Below are 19,651 nucleotides of genomic sequence, written 5' to 3'. Positions count from 1 at the left end.
TTGCCCCAAATTCTACTTTAGCTTGACTTTTTCCTCTTACTATTGGTCTTATATGAGGCTGATGAATGCTGACAATTCGGTGTGGAACTGATTTTGTCATTTCTCGAAACATCTCCTCTTGTTGGCAATAAAGTGTCTGGATTACATACAGCTATTTCAACTCCTTTTCTTTTGAGTGGAATGCCAGTGAACTGGTCTAATAAATTGTTAATGTGGCCAATATTTCTTTTCAAATATCGAAGATGCCGTTCTTGCTTTTTCCCTATAAGTTCTAGGCTTCTTGCCGTGAAGTTCTCTCACATATAAGATATCAATCAACATCTCTGATTTCTCTCGAAGAAAAAAAATATTCTATTTTGCTTAGCAAATCAGACAACATTTATATTCGAAATTCACGGAATTTGAGAGCTATTTTGTTGTTAATCGTATGCCGCTTGAGATTTGTAAAATAGCTCGTCATAATAGAATTACGATTTGTTGAAAAGATTTTCAGATTGATGCTATAAACTAGAAGATGAGGTTATTCTTTGGGGTTTGTCTTCGCTTATAATTAAGATACGCTTTTTTTTAATTTTATGAATTAGTTTTTTTCTAATAAGATGGTATTTCTTATGGCTTGGATAACTTCTATTGGAAGTCATATTATTAAAAACTAAAGCAGTAAGTAGCAAAATCATTACGCCAATGAATACAGGTGAAATCATATATAAATAACCCAAATCTTTTATTTTATCGGAACCAATAATAGCAATAAGTGCTGTTGCTCCTCCTGGTGGATGTAAGGTTTTGGTAATTTGCATTAAAATAGTAGAAAGCGAAACGGCTAAGGGAGCAGCAATCCAAATAATATCAGGGATTAATTTGTGAACTGTAACACCTATAAATGCTGAAATTAAATGACCGCCAACTAAATTTCGAGGTTGCGAAAATGGACTTTGAATAATGCCATAGACCAATACGCTCGATGCACCGAAAGAACCAATTAGATACCCAGCATCATTTCCTAAAAAATGAATGGATTGTATGTAAGCTAATATTCCAATGCCTGCAAACGAACCTAAAAAAGCCCAAAATGCTCTTTCCAGTCTACCAAAGTTTCTCTGTAAAGAATATATCGGGTTTTGCGATAACTTCGCTTTATTTTTTGAACAGGCATATAGAATTATTTTGCGTAACGTGAGTTTTTTATAAACTGATTTGTATTCTTAAATGTTATTCCAATACTAATTCACCCAAAGCTTCTTTGCTAAAGCCTTTTAGTTGGTCATTTTTTCCTTCTTTTATTTTGGAAACCCAATTCGGATCTGATAAAAGTGGTCTTCCAACGGCTACGAGGTCAAAATCTCCTCTGTCTAAACGCCTTGTTAATTCATCTAAAGAGGTAGGATGTGAACTTTCACCTGCAAAAGCGCCAAAGAAATCTCCAGAAAGCCCAACAGAACCTACAGTAATAGTCGGTTTTCCTGTTAGTTTCTTAGCCCATCCTGCAAAGTTAAGATCATTATCTTCAAATTCAGGTTCCCAAAAACGACGTTGTGAGCAATGTAAAATATCGACACCTGCATCAATCAACGGACTAAGCCAAGCTTCCATTTCTTGAGGTGTTTTTGCCATTTTGCAAGTGTAATCCGATGGTTTGAACTGAGAAAGTCTCATAATCACTGCAAAATCTTCTCCTACTTGTTTTCTAATTTCTTTAGTCACTTCTACGGCAAAACGAGTACGTTCTGCTAAGCTTTTTCCACCATAATTATCGGTACGCTGATTTGTTGCATCCCAGAAAAATTGATCTATCAGATAATCATGGGCACCATGTATTTCTATACAGTCAAAACCTAATCTCTTGGCATCTGCGGCAGCTTTTCCAAAAGCCAAAATGGTATTTTCGATATCATTTGTTGTCATTGCAGTCCCGTTGCTAAACCCGGGTCTGTTTAATCCTGATGGGCCTTCAAAAGGGACTGGAGGAACCCAACCGGAATGATGATTATCCATGATACCCATGTGCCATATCTGCGGTCCCATTTGTCCACCTGCTGAATGCACGCTATCAATTACTTGTTTCCATCCTGCCAAGGATTTATCACCATAAAAGTGAGGTACATTAGCATCGTTCGATGAAGATGGTCTATTGATAACCGTTCCTTCAGATAATATCAAACCTACTTCGCCTTCAGCTCTTTTTTGATAATAAGCTGCGACTTCATCTGTAGGCACTCCATTTGGAGAAAAAGAGCGCGTCATAGGTGCCATTACAATTCTATTTTTAAGATTTAGCGTCTTCAAGTGGAAGGGCGTAAACAAACTATTTGTATTCATAATTATTTATAGATTAGATTCGATTATTTTGCTGAGTGCTGTGAATGCTTTTTCGTTGCGCTTGTAATAGGTCCATTGCCCAACACGAGTTGATTCGATGAACCCGGCACGTTGTAATATTGCTAAATATTCTGAAACCGTCGATTGGGTTAGTCCTGCTTTGGACTGAATTTGTCCTACACAAACACCATGCTCAAAACCTGCAGCCAGTTGTTCAGGAAAATTTATTTCAGGTTCTTTTAGCCATTCCAGCATTTGTAATCTGGACTTGTTTGATAATGCTTTAAATATTTCTATAGGATCCATAATGCAAATATATCGACTTTTCCCGATATATCTATTTAAAGAAGTTTATTTAGGATATTTTTAAGAGATAGCACCAATGAACATTTTCGCCAGCTAATCGTTTAGTCTAGAAAAACTACATTTGAAATCATGATTTTGGAGCTTTATTGAGGTATTTTTCAAACAATTTTATGTAAAATTTGAATAAACTAGCCCATTTTTAAAACATTGATTTACAAAGTATTTTAAAAATCCAGAAAAGTAGTTTAATGTTCTGAAGAGTTTAAATTTATCGCTATATTCTAATATTAACAACATTTTCACCAAACAGTAAATATAAGGACTTTCCCTTTTTCTTTATTTTCCAATAAATTGACCCTGAATAGGCGAAGTTTGCCAAATATAATCTTGACTTCAAAAAGACAACATTGAATTATATAATTTGCATTTTCAAAAAATGATTGTAAATTTGAACATAACCTCTCATAATAGAGAAATAACGGTTTTAACAGCCTTATAGAATACTTAAATATGAAAAAATACTTTCTACATAATGGTACCGAAAGCAGCGGTCCGTTTGATCTAGAAGAATTGAAAGCAAAAAGAATTACAAAAACTTCTCCCGTATGGTTTGAAGGAATGGAAAACTGGAAAACGGCTGGAGAAATCCCTGAATTAAGAACTATTTTCGTTGTGGTTCCGCCACCAATACCCTCTTTTTTGGCAGTTCCTCCAAAACCTAAAGTAGAAAAAAAGGAAGAAGAAAAAGAAGAACAAAAAATTTTAGGTTTGACTAAAAAGACCTTTTTTATAGTATTGGGAAGCTTGGTTTTAATAGTTGGAATAACAGTTTTGAATACATTAGAAGACAATAGAAGCCGAGAATTAGACCTTCGGAATCATAAAACTGAGGTTGAAAATCATCAATATGATCTACAACAAAAAGAAAAAAACGAACAGGAAATCCTCTTAGCAGAACAAGAAAAAGCCGAAGCCGATAGAATTAAAAAGGAAAGAAAACAAACGGTTACCAATAGGATTTTTGAAATCAAAAATTTGCTTGCTGCTAATTCAAATAACTTAGAAATTACCCAAAAAAAGCTAGAAGATACCTCTAGTTTCAAGTTTTTAAGATCCGCTGCCGAAAAAAACGAACAAATCAGTTTATTGCAAAAAGAAATCAGTGATTATAAAACTGAAAAAGACAAATTAGAAAAAGAATCCGATGAATTGAAATTGGAATTAGAGAAAATAAAATAGTCTTACTACCTCAACAGAAAAACAAATAACCTATGCTATTTCTTATTTTAAGCATTATATGCAGTGTAACCGTGGGCGTTTTATTCAAAACTTCCCGTGCTTATACAAGCAGTAACACCCAAATTATCGCTTTTAATTATCTCTTTGCCCTTGGGCTTTGTTATATGTCATACAATCCAGATATTAAGGCCGTAGGAATAGCAGCTCCATGGAGAATTTATGCTATAATTGGTATTTTGTTACCCACTATTTTTCTATTATTGGCAACTTCAATAAAATATATGGGCATTGTAAAAACCGATGCCGCTCAACGTTTATCCTTGTTTATCCCAATTCTGGCTGCTTGGTTACTCTTTGGCGAAGAATTCAATATTCTTAAAATAGGTGCTCTTTTAGTAGCATTTCCGGCACTAATACTTCTGCTCACCAAACCTTCCGATAATACCGAAAATAAATGGACTTATCCCGCTGCTGTACTTATTGGTTTTGGAGTTATTGACGTACTTTTTAAACAAATTGCCACTTATACGGATCTGCCTTATACCTCCTCTTTATTTGTGATTTTCGGAATAGCTTTACTCATAACCATGATAGCTGTGGGTTATGAAGTCAACTTCAAAAAAGTAAAAATAACTTCTCGAAACCTACTTTTTGGTGGTTTGATTGGTATTTTCAATTTTGGAAATATTCTTTTTTATCTAAAAGCGCATCAGACTTTCGCCAAAAATCCTTCGACAGTTTTTGCAGGAATGAATATGGGAGTAATTATTATTGGGAGTCTCGTAGGTCTTTTCGTCTTCAAGGAAAAACTTACCAAAATGAATTTTATAGGTCTCTTTTTGGCTATGGTTGCCGTTATATTGATTGTTATTTCGCAAAGCTAGAAATCAAGAATTTCTATATAAAATAAGGGTTTATAAAATAGTCTAAACCCTTATTTGATTCCTTTCGGTTTAATTTATCGAAGCTTTTCTTTGACACAAATTTTTCTGTGTAAATTTGTGAAATCTGTGTTTTAAAATAATTCGATGGCTCTGCCCCAAGGTACATTATTGTAAATTGGTTCCAGCAATTCTATGTTTTCAAAAACGAATAGATAGCGGTCTATAAATCGGACTTTGTTGGTGTAAACACCTTTTAAACAGACATCATAACTAATCCTATTGTTTTATTGGCTATACTATGTGATTTATACCATATAACTAAAAATCATCCTCTAAAAACTGTTCACTTTGAACCGGAATATCCAATCAGGAAAAATAAAAGAATCTTTTTCAGAGAATGATATTTTTTAGAAAGCCAAATATAAAGAAATATTGAGTTTTAAAATATCTCAATCAAAAATACATTTTAAAAAAAAACCTTCAATACGAATATTGAAGGGTAATTACTAAATCAAAAACCAAATTTATTTAACTAACTCAAAACTTACTTTTCTATTTGTATCAGAATTCCCGCCTACGAAAACATCGAACTTTCCTGCTTCGGCTTCGTATTTCATATCAAGGGTATAAAATTTTAAATCTTCAGAGGAAATTTCGAATGAAACTGATTTTGTTTCTCCCTTTTTCAGACTTACTTTTTCGAATCCTTTCAATTCTTTTACCGGTCTGGTAACAGAACCTACCAAGTCACGGATGTAAAGTTGGACCACTTCCTGGCCATCAAAACTTCCTGTATTTTTCACGTCAACGCTAACTTTTAGTTTTTCGTTAAACTTGATTTTATCAGAGGAAATTGTAATTTTTGAATAATCAAAATTCGTATAACTCAATCCAAATCCGAACGGAAACAAGGAACTATTATCAACATCTGTATAACGTGATTTGTATTTTTGTTCCGAATCTGATAACCCTAGATAAGGACGTCCTGTATTTTTATGGTTGTAATATAAGGGTAATTGACCTACATTTCTAGGAAACGACATCGGTAATTTCCCATTTGGATTATTAGCTCCAAAAAGTGTTTGAGCAATAGCATCACCGCCACGAGTACCTGGCCACCAAGCTTCAAGAATGGCATCCATATTTTCATTTTCCCAAGAAAGCGTCAACGGCCTTCCGTTTAGTAAAACCAAAACCATTGGTTTACCCAATTTTTTTAATTCGGCTAAAAATTCTTTTTGAATTCCCGGCAAATCGATATTGGTTTGAGAAGCTGCTTCACCAGTCATATTTTCTCTTTCGCCCATAACGGCAACAATTACATCGGCTTTTTTAGCATTATCAATGGCTTTTTGCATCCAATCTCTTTTGGTACCACTTATTTCTACGCCATCGTCGAAAGTTACATTTGAAACATTTTTCAAATAATTAGTAACTCCTTCTTTTACGCTAGTGGCAAAACCATTTCGATCGCCTAGAGCTGCCCAAGAACCAATAATATTGTATTCATCACTAACCAATGGTCCGACAAAAGCAATTTTTTGGTTGTTTTTTAATGGCAAAATATAATTGTTATTCTTCAATAAAACCAATGATTTTTTGGCCACTTCTAAACTTGCCTCTAAAAATTCAGGTTTGTAAATTGTTGCTTTCTCGCGCTTTTCATCTGAATAGCGATAGGGATCTTCAAACAACCCTAAATCGTATTTTACATCCAGAATTCTTTTGCAAGCATCATCAATTTGAGTAAGGGAAACTTTTCCTTCGTCATAGGATTTCTTCAAATAATTCATATAAACACCGCCAACCATATCCATATCGACGCCGGCATTCATGGCTAATTCTCCTGCATTTTTTTCATCAGTCGCAAAACCATGAGCGACCATTTCGTTGATTCCGGTATAATCCGTTACAACCATTCCGTCAAATTTCCATTCGCTTTTTAGTACATCACGAATCAAAAACCTATTAGCTGTTGATGGAATGCCAGAAATTTCGTTGAACGAAGTCATAAATGTTTTGACGCCCGCATCAACCGTAGCTTTAAAAGCAGGTAAATAGGTTTCTCGCAAAACCCTTTCGGACATATCTACTGCGTTATAATCTCTACCTGCCTCGGCAGCACCATAAGCGGCAAAATGTTTGGTACAAGCTAAAATTGTATTGTTTTTTGAAAGATCATCGCCTTGAAAACCTTTTACATTGGCAATGGCCATTTGAATTCCCAAGAAACTATCTTCACCAGAACCTTCAGAAACCCTTCCCCATCTTGCGTCACGAGTAATATCCACCATGGGTGCAAACGTCCATTGAACACCCGCTGATGAAGCTTCGGTTGCAGCAATTCGAGCCGCCAATTCTACTGCTTTTGGATCCCATGAAGAAGCCATTGCGAGATTAATGGGAAATATGGTTTTGTAGCCGTGAATTATATCATGGCCAAACAACAAAGGAATTTTCAGCCTTGAATTCTCTAAATTAATCCGTTGTATTTCTCTAGTTTCTTTAGCTCCCGTAGCATTTAGGACCGAACCTACTTTTCCTTGCTTTATTCGGGTGATGAAATTATCACCTGATTTTGGTCCTGTTATGGTTCCATCCGAAGTAAATTGAACGGTTTGATATATCTTTTCGTCCAATGTCATTTTCGCCATTAATTCGGCTACAAATTCTGCTTTTGGTTTAATTTTGACGGTTTTATTGGCTTCTTTTCTTTGGCTAAATCCAAAAACAGAAACCATTAATAATATAATTATAAGTTTATTTTGCATTGTTTATATTTTTTTTTAATTTAACTCGCTGGGGTAATTTAAATGTTTTTTTAAGCCACAGATTCAAAAGATTAAAAGGATTTTACGTTTGGTTAATAAAAAAATCTGTGATAATCTTTTAAATCTGTGGCAAAATAAATTGAAATCAATATGCGTATTAGAACTATAGTTTTAACTATTTGATATTCCTTAAAATCCGTATTTACTGGAATGAAAACCAAGACTTACCAAACCGGGTTTAATTTCTGGCGCATTCATAAACAATTTCCATAATAAACCGGAACGATAATTCTCGATCATTGGGGCAATTGTTCCTTGATCGATTGCTAAATAACGTGGTGTTACCCAATTATATTGAGGCGAAAAAGCATCGTAAGGTCCTGCAGTACCTACATAAGTTGATTTGTTTTCATCATACAAATAATGAAGAAATTTCATTGACTCCACCGGAGTATATGGAAATGACGATAGAGCAGCTGTAGGCGAAATGACGCCCAAATCGTTAAGTGGTTGATGTGCCGAATAACCTGTGGTTCCGTCACTATTACGGGAATAACTTGCCGTTAACCCCCAACATTTATCGGAATATCCTTTCCATTGTTTCGGGTTATCAATACAATATTTGTTAATGATTTTGGAATGATTTTGTGTCAATGCCCAATAATCCGCATATTTATCAGTTAAATTATTTGGATCTAATCCCATATAAGAATAATGTGACCAGAACATTGGCCCAACATTTCCAGTTGCTCCATTGTAATTAAAAATTACAGGAAGACCATATTGTGCTCCACCATTTACAATTGCCCCATTTCTTGCCCAAGCTTGATCATAAGCAGCAACAAGAATAGGATGCGTGGGAGATGCAACTCCTAAAACATAGGTTATCAAACATTCGTTATACCCTTCTAATTTAAAATTCATATCCCAACCATAATTGGGTGACCAATGCCAATACAACGCATTTTCGCCTTTGGTATACCAATCCCATTCTACCCCTTTCCAAAGACTATCGGCTTTAGTAGCCAATGCCTGTTCGGTAGCATTCCCATTTTTGAAATATTCACGAACGGTTATTAATCCTTGACATAAAAAGGAAGTTTCAACAATATCACCACCGTCATCTTTAGTTCCAAAAGGAATTACATGTCCGGTTGTGCCATTAATCCAATGCGACCAAGCACCGTGAAATCGATCTGCATTTTCTAGAAAAGTTAATGCTGTAGTAAGTCTGGTAACCGCTTCTGTCCTTGGAACAAAACCTCTTTCTATACCTGCTACGAGTGTCATTAACCCAAATCCAGAACCTCCTGTTGTTACGATATTGGCGTCAAAACCTGGATTATCTGTAAGGTATCTTTCTCTTGCTAATTTCGAATTGGTTTCGGCATAATCCCAAAAATAGTTGATGGCGTCTTTTTGCACTTGATCCAGTGCTTCCGTATCCGTTAACGGAGTTATTACCACTGGGGTTGTGGGAGTTGTTGGCAACGGTGTACCCCCACTTCCATTATTACCTCCTCCTGGGGAAGAAGAACAAGAGCTGAAAACATTCAGAAAAATAAAGCAGAATAAGAAATTCTTCATTTTATTTTTTATTAAAAATTAAAAAACACCTAGTTTTATTTGAACTAGGTGCCTTTTTAATACATTGATTCTATTATCTATTATCTTTTTCTAATTTATATAAAGCACTAACTTCGTTAATAGAAAGTGCTGAATTATAAATTCTAAACTCATCTAATAAACCTGCATAACTAGTTGCCCAACCTTGTGGACCACCATTGTTTTGAGGAGGTGTGGTATCAAATTGGTGGGTTCCGAAAACAATTTTCCCATTGGTACCAACCATTTGAAACACACCATATTTAGGCGCATTATTAATATTGTCAATACTTCCTGGATTATCAGCAAACAATGGTGCAGAACCTATAACTCCTCCGGCTGGTGCGTAGGCAAATCTATTTACGTTAGCACTTAAAGCACCATTTGTGTAAAAGGTTAATTTGCTGGTTGAAGAATTATAGGAGATAACGATATGAACCCAAGTGTTTAAACTATTATCTAAATACATAGTTACACCTTGACTTTGCCACGCAACACCATTTCTACCATTTTCTAAATCGACTTTTAACAGAATCCTATTTGGATTTGCAGCATCTGGATTATCTAAAAACAGGTTCAAACCTCCCCAAAATTGAGTTGGTCTCACAACTGTAAAAATACCTTGAGCACCTTTACCTTGACCAGCAGTTGCAGGATCAACAGTATTTGCAGTATTCATCCAGAAAGAAAATGTAAAATCATTTAGCGCTGTAATTGCAGCAGTAGCATTCCCTACAGCATATCTTTCTTGAGAACTTGACCCAGAATATGCCATTCCTTTTTTACCGGTTGCATAAGCTACATTAGTAGAAACAGCCCTTGTAATTGCTCCTTTTGAATCCGTTAGATTATTTTCGAAACTTAATTTTGAGACTAAATTGGAAGCCGCTACATCATCCGAAGTATTATAACCTCCGATTTTTTCGTAAGCAATTGGGCTATTCACTTTATCGATGCTATCACCGTTACAGCTCCCAAAAAATTGGGAAGCTATAACAGAAGCAAATAAGAAAATATATTTATTTTTTTTCATTTTTACTGTTTTTAAGGATTAATTATAACCCGGGTTTTGTGTAGATAAACCAGCTGCTTGAGTGATAAAAGATTGAGGTAACGGAAACAACTCGTTTTTTCCTTTAACAAATGTTTTTCCGTCAACTGCGAAAGCTGCAACTGCCTGACCTGTACGTACTAAATCGAAGAACCTATCGTGTTCAAATGCCATTTCTACCCTTCTTTCTTTCCAGATTGCTATTCTTACATCAGCCTGAGAAACAGCCGTAGTATTTGCTAATCCTGCTCTGGTTCTGATTTGGTTTAACAAAGGAATAGCGGCAGGAGTATTATTTAATTCATTCAGGGCTTCGGCTTTCATCAAAATAACTTCGGCAAATCTCAAATATTTAATATCTGCATCTGTTTCCCAACCATCAGTATAAGCCGATGAATAGGCTTTATAATTGTATCTAGGATTTTCTACCGTAGTGGGCACCACTCTACCATCATACAAAGTAGTTCCTGCAAAAATAATAGTGGCTGCTTTTCTGACATCACCCGCTTCATAAGCATTTACTAAACTTAAACTTGGTGTATTGAATCCCCAACCCCAACCACCAGCACCACGAGCACCTTGGCAAGCAGAATATCCTGAGATTCCTTTGGCTGGAGTTGCACCCGAACCGTTAATTTCGAAAATAGATTCAGCATCATTTTTTCCAGCTAATTTATACTGGGAAGAATAGTCAGAAACCAAAGAATATCCTGTAACGAGGTTACAATTATCCACTACTTTTTGCCAGTTTTTTTCGTATAAATTAACTTTTGCAAGCAAAGCATAAGCTGCACCTTTTGAAGCTCTTGCTTTTTCTGAAGCAGCATAAGCTGTTCTATCTGGTAATGCCGCAATAGCATCCGTTAAATCTTTTTCGATAAAAGCATATACTTCAGCACTTGTTTTACGTGTCAATTGCATTATTCTGTCTGCATCTGAAGATGGATTGGGCAAATGATCTACGATCGGGACGCCGCCATACGCTTTTACCAAAGTAAAATACATAAAAGCTCTTAAAAACTTTGCTTCTCCCGCTAATCTTGCGCGCAAGGCAGGATCTGCCTTATCTAATTTAGGAAGGATGTCCAATGCTTGATTACATCTATTAATTCCCCTATAGTTAGCATCAAAAATTTCACCAATGGAACCGCTTGACGAATTATAAGTCAAGGCATCCAATAAATCTTTATCTGAACCTGTATCACCGGGAGATGAACCTTTGTCAGCATCATCAGAAGCAATGCTTGACAAACCAATCCAAGAAAACGAACTCAGATCCCAATCTAAAAATTTATCATAGATTGCAGTTACAAAGGTGGTAGCTCCTGCATTGTTATTGAACAATGCAAGGTCTGTGGTAGAAATAGATGCGGTTTGTTTTACATCTAAAAAGTCTTTTGAACATCCTATAAAAAGGCCTGCGGATAGTACAAAAATGGATATATATATCTTTTTCATAGTTTTAAAATTTTAAATTAACACCAAAAACAAATGATCTCAATGTTGGGTAAGCATTCAATTCTACTCCTTGAGAACCATAAGGATTTCCGTCCCCATTTAACTCTGGAGAAAATCCTGAGAATTTTTGTACTATAAATGGGTTTATTACATTCATATACACTCTGGCAGAACTTATAAAATCACCTTTTAAAGGAATTTTATATCCTAAAGAAATATTGTTGATTCTAAAGAAATCGCCTGATTCTAAATAATAAGTCGATGCAACTGGAACTTGGTTAAAAGCGCCCGGAGTTGTAGCTGTTAAATTATTCGGTGTCCAGAAATTTGTAGTTAGCGATTCTTCGATGTTCTCTCCAGAAAAACGTTGTGCTTTTTTCCCATTATATACTTTAGCACCAGCTGTACCATATCCGTCAATTGATAAATCGAAGTTTTTATAGACTAACCCTAAAGAAATTCCGAATGTTGATGTTGGCAATATAGAACCCACATATTTTTTATCTGCAATTACCATAGCATCTTGAGTTCCTGTTGTTCCATCTGCTTTGTAATATAACATTGCTCCAGTTGCTTTGTTAAAACCTGCATATTGATACATATTGAAACTACCCAATGGTTGACCTATAGAGGTATTGTCTAATAATTTGGTGGTCTGGCCATTTCCTAAATCTCCGCCATATATAGGAGATAGATTAGCATCTTTCAAACTTTTTAATTTATTTGTGTTGTTTGAAAAATTTCCGCCAACCCAGTAACTTATATCATCCGTAATTTTGTCATCCCAACGTAAAGCAATTTCGTATCCTTTATTAGAAACTTCACCAACATGAGCGGGAGATGCAGTACTAACTCCTGAAGTAGTATATGGAGTAGTATTTAAAATAACGTTTGTTGTTGTTTTATCGTAAACATCAAATGATCCTTTTAATCTATGGTTCAATAATTCAAAATCTAAACCCGCAGAAGCTTCTTCGGTAATTTCCCATGATAAACTTGGATCTACTTGTGAGTCAATGGTTGTCCCTTCATACAATACGGATCCTCCTAAATAACTTTTAAGTCCAGAAGCAAAAGATTGATTATTTAGCGGAACTCTTTGATTTCCTAATCGTCCCCAACCTCCTCTAAGTTTCAATAAATCAATTCCTTTTACGTTAGCCATAAAATTTTCTTTAGAAATAATCCAACCTAAGCCAAAAGAAGGAAAAGTTCCCCAACGATACTCTTTACCAAAATTTGATGAACCATCACGTCTAACTGTTCCTGTGATTAAGTATTTGTCCATCAATTTGTATTGAAAACGACCGAAGAAAGATTCTAATCTACTTTCATTAGACAATTCGTCTTTAAAACTAGTTACATTTGCTACATTATTAACACCCGATAATGACCAATAATTTGAATTTGCATTTGCGTCTTTTCTTACAATAGCCAATTTACTTGCACTACCTATAGAAGAAGCTTCTGTACCGGCGGTAAGTTCAATATCATGAATATTGTTAAACACTTTGTTATAAGTAAAATAGTTCGATAAGTTCCAATTGAAATGATCTTCTCTACCTTCGGTTAAATCATTTAAATGAGATGTAGCCGGGTAATTTGCAACCACACGTGTAGGATCTGCAGCTAACCAAATAGCTTGTGTATCACTATAATTATAGTTTTTCCAAGTATAACTGTCACCGTTAAATTGCGAAGTGAATTTTAATGATTTCAAAATTTCATAATCTAATTTTAATCCTCCTTGCAACAAAAGACTTTTTTGCTGTTCGTTATAAAAATTTAATTGGGCAACTGGGTTTCCAACATTATTAAATGCAGATCCCGTTGCACCAGCAAAACCATTTGCTCCAACGAAAGAAACACCGTATTGTCCACTAGGAAGATAAACAGGAACAATAGAGGATTGTTTGTAAGCTACAGTAAATACATCCATTGGTTTAGGTGTAGAATGGGTATAACCAACACTCAATGTTTGAGTTAAAGTCAATTTTTTAGAAATTTTATATTCATTATTATTCCTAAAAGTAAAACGGCTATAATCCAGCCCTTTCAAAATTGCTTTCTCTTCATAGTCACCCACACTGAAAAAGTATTTTATGTTTTCAGAAGAACCGGAAACAGAAACGTTATTTTGATTATACGAACCTCTTCTTGTAATGGCACCAAACCAATCTGTATTTACAGGCTGATCTTGTGAAAAAGTAGTAGCTTGTAAAGCAGCATTAGTATAATGAGAGTACTCATTACTACTGGCCATTTTTACCGTTTTCAATGGCTGTCTAAAACCTGCAAAACTTTCCACTTCTACGGTCAATTTGTTACCTTTTCCTTTTTTAGTGGTAATAATGATTACCCCATTTGCAGCTCTATTACCATAAATTGCCAATGATGAAGCGTCTTTTAAAATGTCATAAGAAACAATATCATTTGTATTAATGTTATTAATGTTGTCTGTAGGCATACCGTCAACCACAAATAAAGGGATTCTTCCCCCTATTGCAGTTCCCATACCCCTGATAATAACTGATGGTGTACTTCCCGGTAAATCGGATGAAATAACTTGTACCCCTGCTGCCTTACCCTGTATGGCTTGAGAAGCATTTAACACTTTCGTTTTCGAAACTTCCTCAGCATTTATTGAAGTAATTGCGGTAGTGTTATCAATTTTTTTACGGGTACCGTAACCTATAACCACAACCTCTTTTAATTCGGTGTCTTTGGATTCTTGCATTTTAATACTCATTACACCAGCAGTTGCTTTAGTGGTTAGAGCCTCAAAACCTACCATTGTAATTTTCAATGTTTCGCCCACTTTGGCTTTTATTGTAAAATTACCGTCAAAATCGGCATCAGCAGAAGTTCTGGATTCAGAAGCACTAATAATTGCTCCTGGAATTCCAGCTCCGTTTTTATCTGACACCTTACCTTTAATTTCTTGACCTGACATATATGCAGGAAGAAGAATGAGTGCTAAAAAGCTAAAAATGAAATTTCTCATATATTAATAATTTGTTAAAGTTAGTGGAGCTAAATTAGATAATTACAATGTTATGGTAAGCTATATGTGGTTACTACATAAATACATCAAATTGTCAAAATACTTTAATAAATCAATATTTAAGGGGGCTAATAAAGATATTGTGCACAATAATACATCCCTATGATGTAGTAATGATGTATTGTAATTTATTGAAATAATCATAATAAAAGTATGCTATCCATAAAAATTTAACCTATTTATATAGATAATAGGAACTTTGAAAGATTTTCGTCCTGAATAAGGTTTAATTTCTTTCTTAAACGATAGCGTTGCAATTCTACACCTCTAAAAGAGATATTCATCATGGGAGCAATTTCTTTCGAAGTAAGATTCATTTTTAAATAAACACAAAGCTTAATATCCTTTGAAGTAAGATTTGGATATTTTTTAGAAAGATTAATGATAAACGCATTGTGAATTTGATTCAAATTCGTTTCAAAAGTTTCCCACTCATGTTTGTTTACAGCATTGATTTTTATCGTTTTTTTGATTTCACTTTTTAATTTGTTAAAATCAGTTTCAGTATCTAAAATTCCTTGAATATTTTCTATCATTTCGCTTTGCTTTGCGATTGAAAGTGACTTACCTGCAACTTCAGAGGATTTTGTTTGAATTTCAAGTTCCAAAATATGCTTTTCGTATTCTTGCGTATTTAATTCGTTTTCAGCTTTTAATTCCATCTCCAAAATTTTCTTTTGGTGCTTCAATTCTTTTTCTTGTAATGCTAACTTTTGAATATAGCGCATTTTATTCCATTTATAGTACACATATAACATTATCACCAAAACAATGAAGTAAAGTAGTATCATCCAAAAAGAAAAATACCATGGTTTTGCAACAATGAAATCAAAACTGGAAACTTTATTATGATGCAAGCCATCATAATAATAAATTGCAACAGTATGAGAGCCACTACTCAAATTATTTAAAACTATCAACCCGTCTTTTATCGGCAGGAAACTATTTGACTCATTCAATTTATAAAACAAATTTGGTTTTTTAGCACCATATATTCCAGAAATAACACTTATTTTTAGTTCCGATTTATACTTTATTTTTGATTTATTGGCGACTAAATCTCCATTATTAAAAGCCTCAATATTTAGCTTAGGATTAGGACTGATTTCGCTTTTTAATTGAAATGAAATAAATCCATCGTCAAGGTTTAATAAATAGGCATCCTTGCTTTTGAAAATTTTTAAATTATCATTTATGATTTTTCCTTTATAATATTTCTCTTGAATACCATTCCAAACAAACCTATTCCCCTTAGCATTAATAGAATACAAAAGCCCTTCTTGAAGAACGACAAAGTTATTTTCGTCGATGGCAACTATATCAGATATGTTTTTGAAATTAGAATTAAACATCGTGTTTTCTTCTAGTTTATTAGAAATCGAATTATAGGTGTACCAAAAATTATGGATTAAAAAAAGAACTTCATTCCTAAACTCAAATATTTTTACACTAAAATCATTGTCCATTTTATTAAGTTGGGTAATATTTTCGACTTTTGTGGTCACATAATTATCATTATACAAAATTCGATATAAACCTCGATAATTATCCGCTGCCCATATTTCGTTCTTTCTATTTTGTGCTACATATTTTATAGGTTTTGAAAGCCCTTTAATAATGATTTTTTGTGTTAAATTATTTAAGTCATTATAAATTAAAACGCCACTGTAAGTTGCTTGTAAATAAGAATCATTTATGTTGCTTTTTGTCAAATTCCAGCCTCCATTTATTGTATTTAATTTAGAAAATTGACCCTTCTCATAAACGAATGTTCCTTCGTTATGACCAATAAGATATTTATTATTAATTTTACTGATATTCCAAGATTGTCCTTCAGAGTTTGGAACCAATGAAAAATGATTTTTTTCATATTTAAAAACACCATGATTCGAAGCCATCAAATATCCATTATCAATAGTTGCAACTGAATATACCGAACCCAAAATTCCCGAATTATCATAAAAAATAGAAACTGGTGAATTAACTTCAATATGAGCGATACCGTTATCTAAACCCAACCATAAATTATTTTCATTGTCTTGGGCAATACTTAAAATAGAATTGTTCATTAATATATTATTCCTATGTATATTTTGATAGGAATTAGTATTAAAATCAATGATATAAACTCCTTTACTCGCGGTTCCTATAATCAATTTATTGTTTTTTATAAACATTGCCGCATTTATATTAGCCGATTTTAAAGTTTCGTTTAAGGGGTTTTTCCATGAAGTCAAAATACCATTTTCTTCTATATAAACGCCATTTTTTTTGGTGAAAAAATAGGTTTTGTTTTGGTATTTTGCAATGGAATGGATTACGTTATTTTCGAGAACATCCAAACCTTTTATTTTTACAATTTGAGAATTTGTAATTGAATAAATACCTCGCCCTACCGATGCGATCAAAAGACTATTGTCGATTTGAAAGCAATACGAGATAAGAAATGGAAGTTTAATATTCTTGATTAACTTGCCGTCATAAAGAAAAATTTCATTGAAAGATTGAAAATAAATCTTGTTCTTAAACTTGAAAATCTTCCATATTTCTTCATTCTCACTATCATCAAAAACTTTCTTGCCTCCGGAAATTGAAACATATTTCATTTTTCCTTCTTTCCGAAGCCAAAACCCAAATTCTTTATAAGATCCTGAATAAACTCTATCGCCATCTGCCATTATAGAGCGTATAATGGTCTTGTTTGGCAAGGTGTTTTTCTCCCATTTTACTCCATCATAACGCAATAAATAATGATTATTAGCAAAGTACATCGCTTTATCATTTCCTTGGGCAATATTCCAAATCTGATTATCCCCTTGATAATTGGTTTTGTTATAATTTTCAACAAAAGGGAGCAACTCTTGAGAATAAAGTTGAAAAGATATAAAACAGAAAAAAATTATTTTTAAGGTACTCGCTTTCAAAATGGGAAGATTTATTTTCAAATATAAACACATTTTTTCAAATAAAATATAAAAAAAGCTTCCCGAATGAGAAGCCTTAATGGAACCTCTAAAAACTGATAAGTTTTTTTAAAACGCAGACTATTTGTATCTTGTAATGATGAAACAGTTCAAAAGACACCGAGATTACGGATTTTTCGACCAAGATATTCGACTTACCAAACTAAGTCAACTTGGCGACCCTTTAGAAAAACTAAACAAAGGGATTGATTTTGAAATGTTTAGAATGCTTTTAGAGACAAGTTTTGAAAAAGTTGCCAAAGGAAAAGGAGGCCGTCGCCCATTTGATTATGTAATGATGTTCAAGATATTGATACTTCAGCGTTATTATAATTTGTCTGATGACCAAGTAGAGTTCCAAATAAATGACAGAATGAGTTTTATGCGATTTTTAAATTTAAGTATTGCAGATGTAATTCCAGATTGCAAAACGGTTTGGAATTTCAGACAACAAATAGTTGATTTAGAATTGGTTGATGAAATATTTTCTTTGTTTATAAAAGAATTAGAAAAGTTAGGATTAATCGTAAATGAAGGAAAAATTATAGACGCCAGCTTTATTGAAGTTCCAAAACAACGTAATACCAAAGACGAGAATAATCAAATTAAAAAAGGAGAAACACCTAAATCATTTGATGAAAAGCCGAATAAAAAAGAGCAAAAAGATATCGATGCAAGATGGACAAAGAAAAACAATGTTAATTATTTTGGTTACAAAAACCATATCAAAATAGATGCTAAAAGCAAAATAATAACCAAATATGAAGTAACCTCTGCCAATGTTCACGACTCTCAAGTTGTTGAAAATCTATTAGATGAGAAGGATAAAGGAGAAAAATTTTATGCCGGCAGTGCTTACACAGGAGAGCAACAAGAAATGATAATTGCCAAAAACGAAATGATAAATTGCGTTCACGAAAAAGGATATAGGGCGAATCCATTGACAGACGAACAAAAATTAAGCAATACCGAAAAGTCAAGAACTAGAGCCAGAGTTGAGCATATTTTTGGTTTTATGGAAAATAGTATGAACAAAATGTATTTGCAATTTATTGGATTTAAACGAATTAACGCCGCTATTGGATTAATGAATTTAACTTACAATATGTTCAGAAAAATTCAATTACAAACTTATTAAAAGGGAACGTGTCGTTTGATACAAACAACAGTATATATAAACTACTGTATTTTGCTTATTCCGGCGAAACTGTACACCCCATTCCGGGGTAAACTGAACAGTTATTTTTGTGAAGATTTCTGATGGTAAAATTAGATAAATTTTTTTAGTTGTTTTTCATTTTTTTTCTCATTGATTCTCCCTTGAGTTCAAACCTAATTGCTGAGTGAATAATCCTGTCCAAAATAGCGTCTGCAATTGTTTTTTCTTCGATTAAATCATACCAGTTTTTCACGGGTAGTTGCGAGCAAAAAATAGTAGATTTTTTATGATGTCGGTCTTCAATCAAATCCATCAATATCATTTGCTTTTCATTGTTGATGGCTTGGAGTCCAAAATCATCAATAATCAATAAATCACAGTTTTCAATCCTGCTTAATTCCCTCATATAAGAACCATCAGCCTTTGCCATCATTAACTTGGTAAAGAGTTTTCCTAGGTTGTAATAGAGGACTTTGTATCCCTTGATACAGCATTGGTATCCCAGTGCGGTAGCCAAAAAACTTTTTCCAGTGCCAGTGCAACCCGTTACGATTATGTTTTCATTGCGGTCTATAAAGGAACAATCCGAGAGTCTGGTAAGCAAATTTCTATCTAGTTCTCGGTCTGGAGTGTAGCTCATTTCTTCTATGGAAGCCTGATAATGGAATCGGGCATTCTTGAGCAATCGTTCGGTTCTGCTGTTGTTTCGCTGGTTGTCTTCCGATTCTATGAGCCAGGCGATAAACTCATCGTTGGTAAATGTGTCTCTTTCTCTTGTTTCAAACGAAGACTCATAGGCTCGTTTCATTCCGTTTAGACGCATCTTTTGCAT

12 protein-coding genes and 3 pseudogenes are annotated in these 19,651 nt (G+C 33.9%); 4 read left to right on the top strand and 11 right to left on the bottom strand.

From position 1 onward, the window contains the following. A pseudogene (locus B2145_RS17705) lies at window positions 1–151 on the bottom strand (IS5/IS1182 family transposase); the annotation flags it as partial. A 237-nt stretch (window positions 152–388) separates the two neighbouring features. Between B2145_RS17705 and B2145_RS17755 the strand changes: the two are divergent. Further along, a pseudogene (locus B2145_RS17755) lies at window positions 389–478 on the top strand (IS982 family transposase); the annotation flags it as partial. A gap of 22 nt (window positions 479–500) precedes the next feature. Here the strand turns inward: B2145_RS17755 and B2145_RS06285 are convergent. The 3 genes and pseudogenes from B2145_RS06285 to B2145_RS06275 form a co-directional block, all read right to left on the bottom strand. Continuing rightward, a pseudogene (locus B2145_RS06285) lies at window positions 501–1,156 on the bottom strand (HPP family protein). 56 nt (window positions 1,157–1,212) lie between these two features. Next, window positions 1,213–2,319: an NADH:flavin oxidoreductase gene (locus B2145_RS06280; RefSeq protein ID WP_291099785.1), complete on the bottom strand. Its 1,107-nt coding sequence runs from the start codon at window positions 2,317–2,319 to the stop codon at window positions 1,213–1,215. A 6-nt stretch (window positions 2,320–2,325) separates the two neighbouring features. Then, window positions 2,326–2,625, bottom strand: coding sequence for an ArsR/SmtB family transcription factor (locus B2145_RS06275; RefSeq protein WP_291099783.1), 300 nt, complete (start codon window positions 2,623–2,625; stop codon window positions 2,326–2,328). A 510-nt stretch (window positions 2,626–3,135) separates the two neighbouring features. On the opposite strand from B2145_RS06275, the gene B2145_RS06270 reads away from it, so the two are divergent. Further along, the gene (locus B2145_RS06270; protein ID WP_291099779.1) at window positions 3,136–3,864 is read left to right on the top strand and encodes a DUF4339 domain-containing protein; all 729 of its coding nucleotides are present in this window, start codon (window positions 3,136–3,138) and stop codon (window positions 3,862–3,864) included. Between the two features lie 32 nt (window positions 3,865–3,896). Then, a complete protein-coding gene (locus B2145_RS06265) occupies window positions 3,897–4,748 on the top strand; it encodes an EamA/RhaT family transporter (protein ID WP_291099776.1) in 852 nt (283 codons plus the stop codon). Window positions 4,749–5,272: 524 nt separating this feature from the next. Here the strand turns inward: B2145_RS06265 and B2145_RS06260 are convergent. The 6 genes from B2145_RS06260 to B2145_RS06235 all read right to left on the bottom strand — a co-directional run bounded on the left by B2145_RS06260 (window position 5,273) and on the right by B2145_RS06235 (window position 17,642). After that, complete coding sequence (locus tag B2145_RS06260) at window positions 5,273–7,519, bottom strand: glycoside hydrolase family 3 N-terminal domain-containing protein (RefSeq protein WP_291099773.1); 2,247 nt, start codon at window positions 7,517–7,519, stop codon at window positions 5,273–5,275. 189 nt (window positions 7,520–7,708) lie between these two features. Continuing rightward, window positions 7,709–9,106, bottom strand: a complete 1,398-nt coding sequence (locus B2145_RS06255; RefSeq protein ID WP_291099770.1) for a glucoamylase family protein — start codon at window positions 9,104–9,106, stop codon at window positions 7,709–7,711. Window positions 9,107–9,179: 73 nt separating this feature from the next. Then, window positions 9,180–10,157 carry a LamG-like jellyroll fold domain-containing protein gene (locus tag B2145_RS06250; RefSeq protein ID WP_291099767.1) on the bottom strand — a complete coding sequence of 326 codons (978 nt, stop codon included), beginning with the start codon at window positions 10,155–10,157 and terminating at the stop codon, window positions 9,180–9,182. A gap of 18 nt (window positions 10,158–10,175) precedes the next feature. Then, on the bottom strand, window positions 10,176–11,633 hold the full coding sequence (locus B2145_RS06245; RefSeq protein WP_291099764.1) for a RagB/SusD family nutrient uptake outer membrane protein: 1,458 nt from the start codon (window positions 11,631–11,633) through the stop codon (window positions 10,176–10,178). A gap of 4 nt (window positions 11,634–11,637) precedes the next feature. Further along, the gene (locus B2145_RS06240; RefSeq protein WP_291099761.1) at window positions 11,638–14,637 is read right to left on the bottom strand and encodes a SusC/RagA family TonB-linked outer membrane protein; all 3,000 of its coding nucleotides are present in this window, start codon (window positions 14,635–14,637) and stop codon (window positions 11,638–11,640) included. A gap of 239 nt (window positions 14,638–14,876) precedes the next feature. Beyond that, entirely contained in the window at window positions 14,877–17,642 is a 2,766-nt protein-coding gene (locus B2145_RS06235) for a helix-turn-helix and ligand-binding sensor domain-containing protein (protein WP_349677753.1), read from the bottom strand. A 115-nt stretch (window positions 17,643–17,757) separates the two neighbouring features. Here B2145_RS06235 and B2145_RS06230 point away from each other — a divergent pair, with 115 nt between their 5' ends. Then, window positions 17,758–18,798 carry an IS5 family transposase gene (locus B2145_RS06230; RefSeq protein WP_291099755.1) on the top strand — a complete coding sequence of 347 codons (1,041 nt, stop codon included), beginning with the start codon at window positions 17,758–17,760 and terminating at the stop codon, window positions 18,796–18,798. A 145-nt stretch (window positions 18,799–18,943) separates the two neighbouring features. On the opposite strand, the gene istB is transcribed toward B2145_RS06230, so the two are convergent. Beyond that, the coding region (gene istB, locus B2145_RS06225; RefSeq protein WP_291099751.1) for an IS21-like element helper ATPase IstB at window positions 18,944–19,651 on the bottom strand (708 nt) is incomplete at its 5' end.

This window comes from Flavobacterium sp. UBA5153, from assembly GCA_002413745.1.
Classification (GTDB): Bacteria; Bacteroidota; Bacteroidia; order Flavobacteriales; family Flavobacteriaceae; genus Flavobacterium.
The sequence above is the reverse complement of the archived record's forward strand: the minus strand, read 5'-3'. Positions and strand labels throughout refer to the sequence as shown.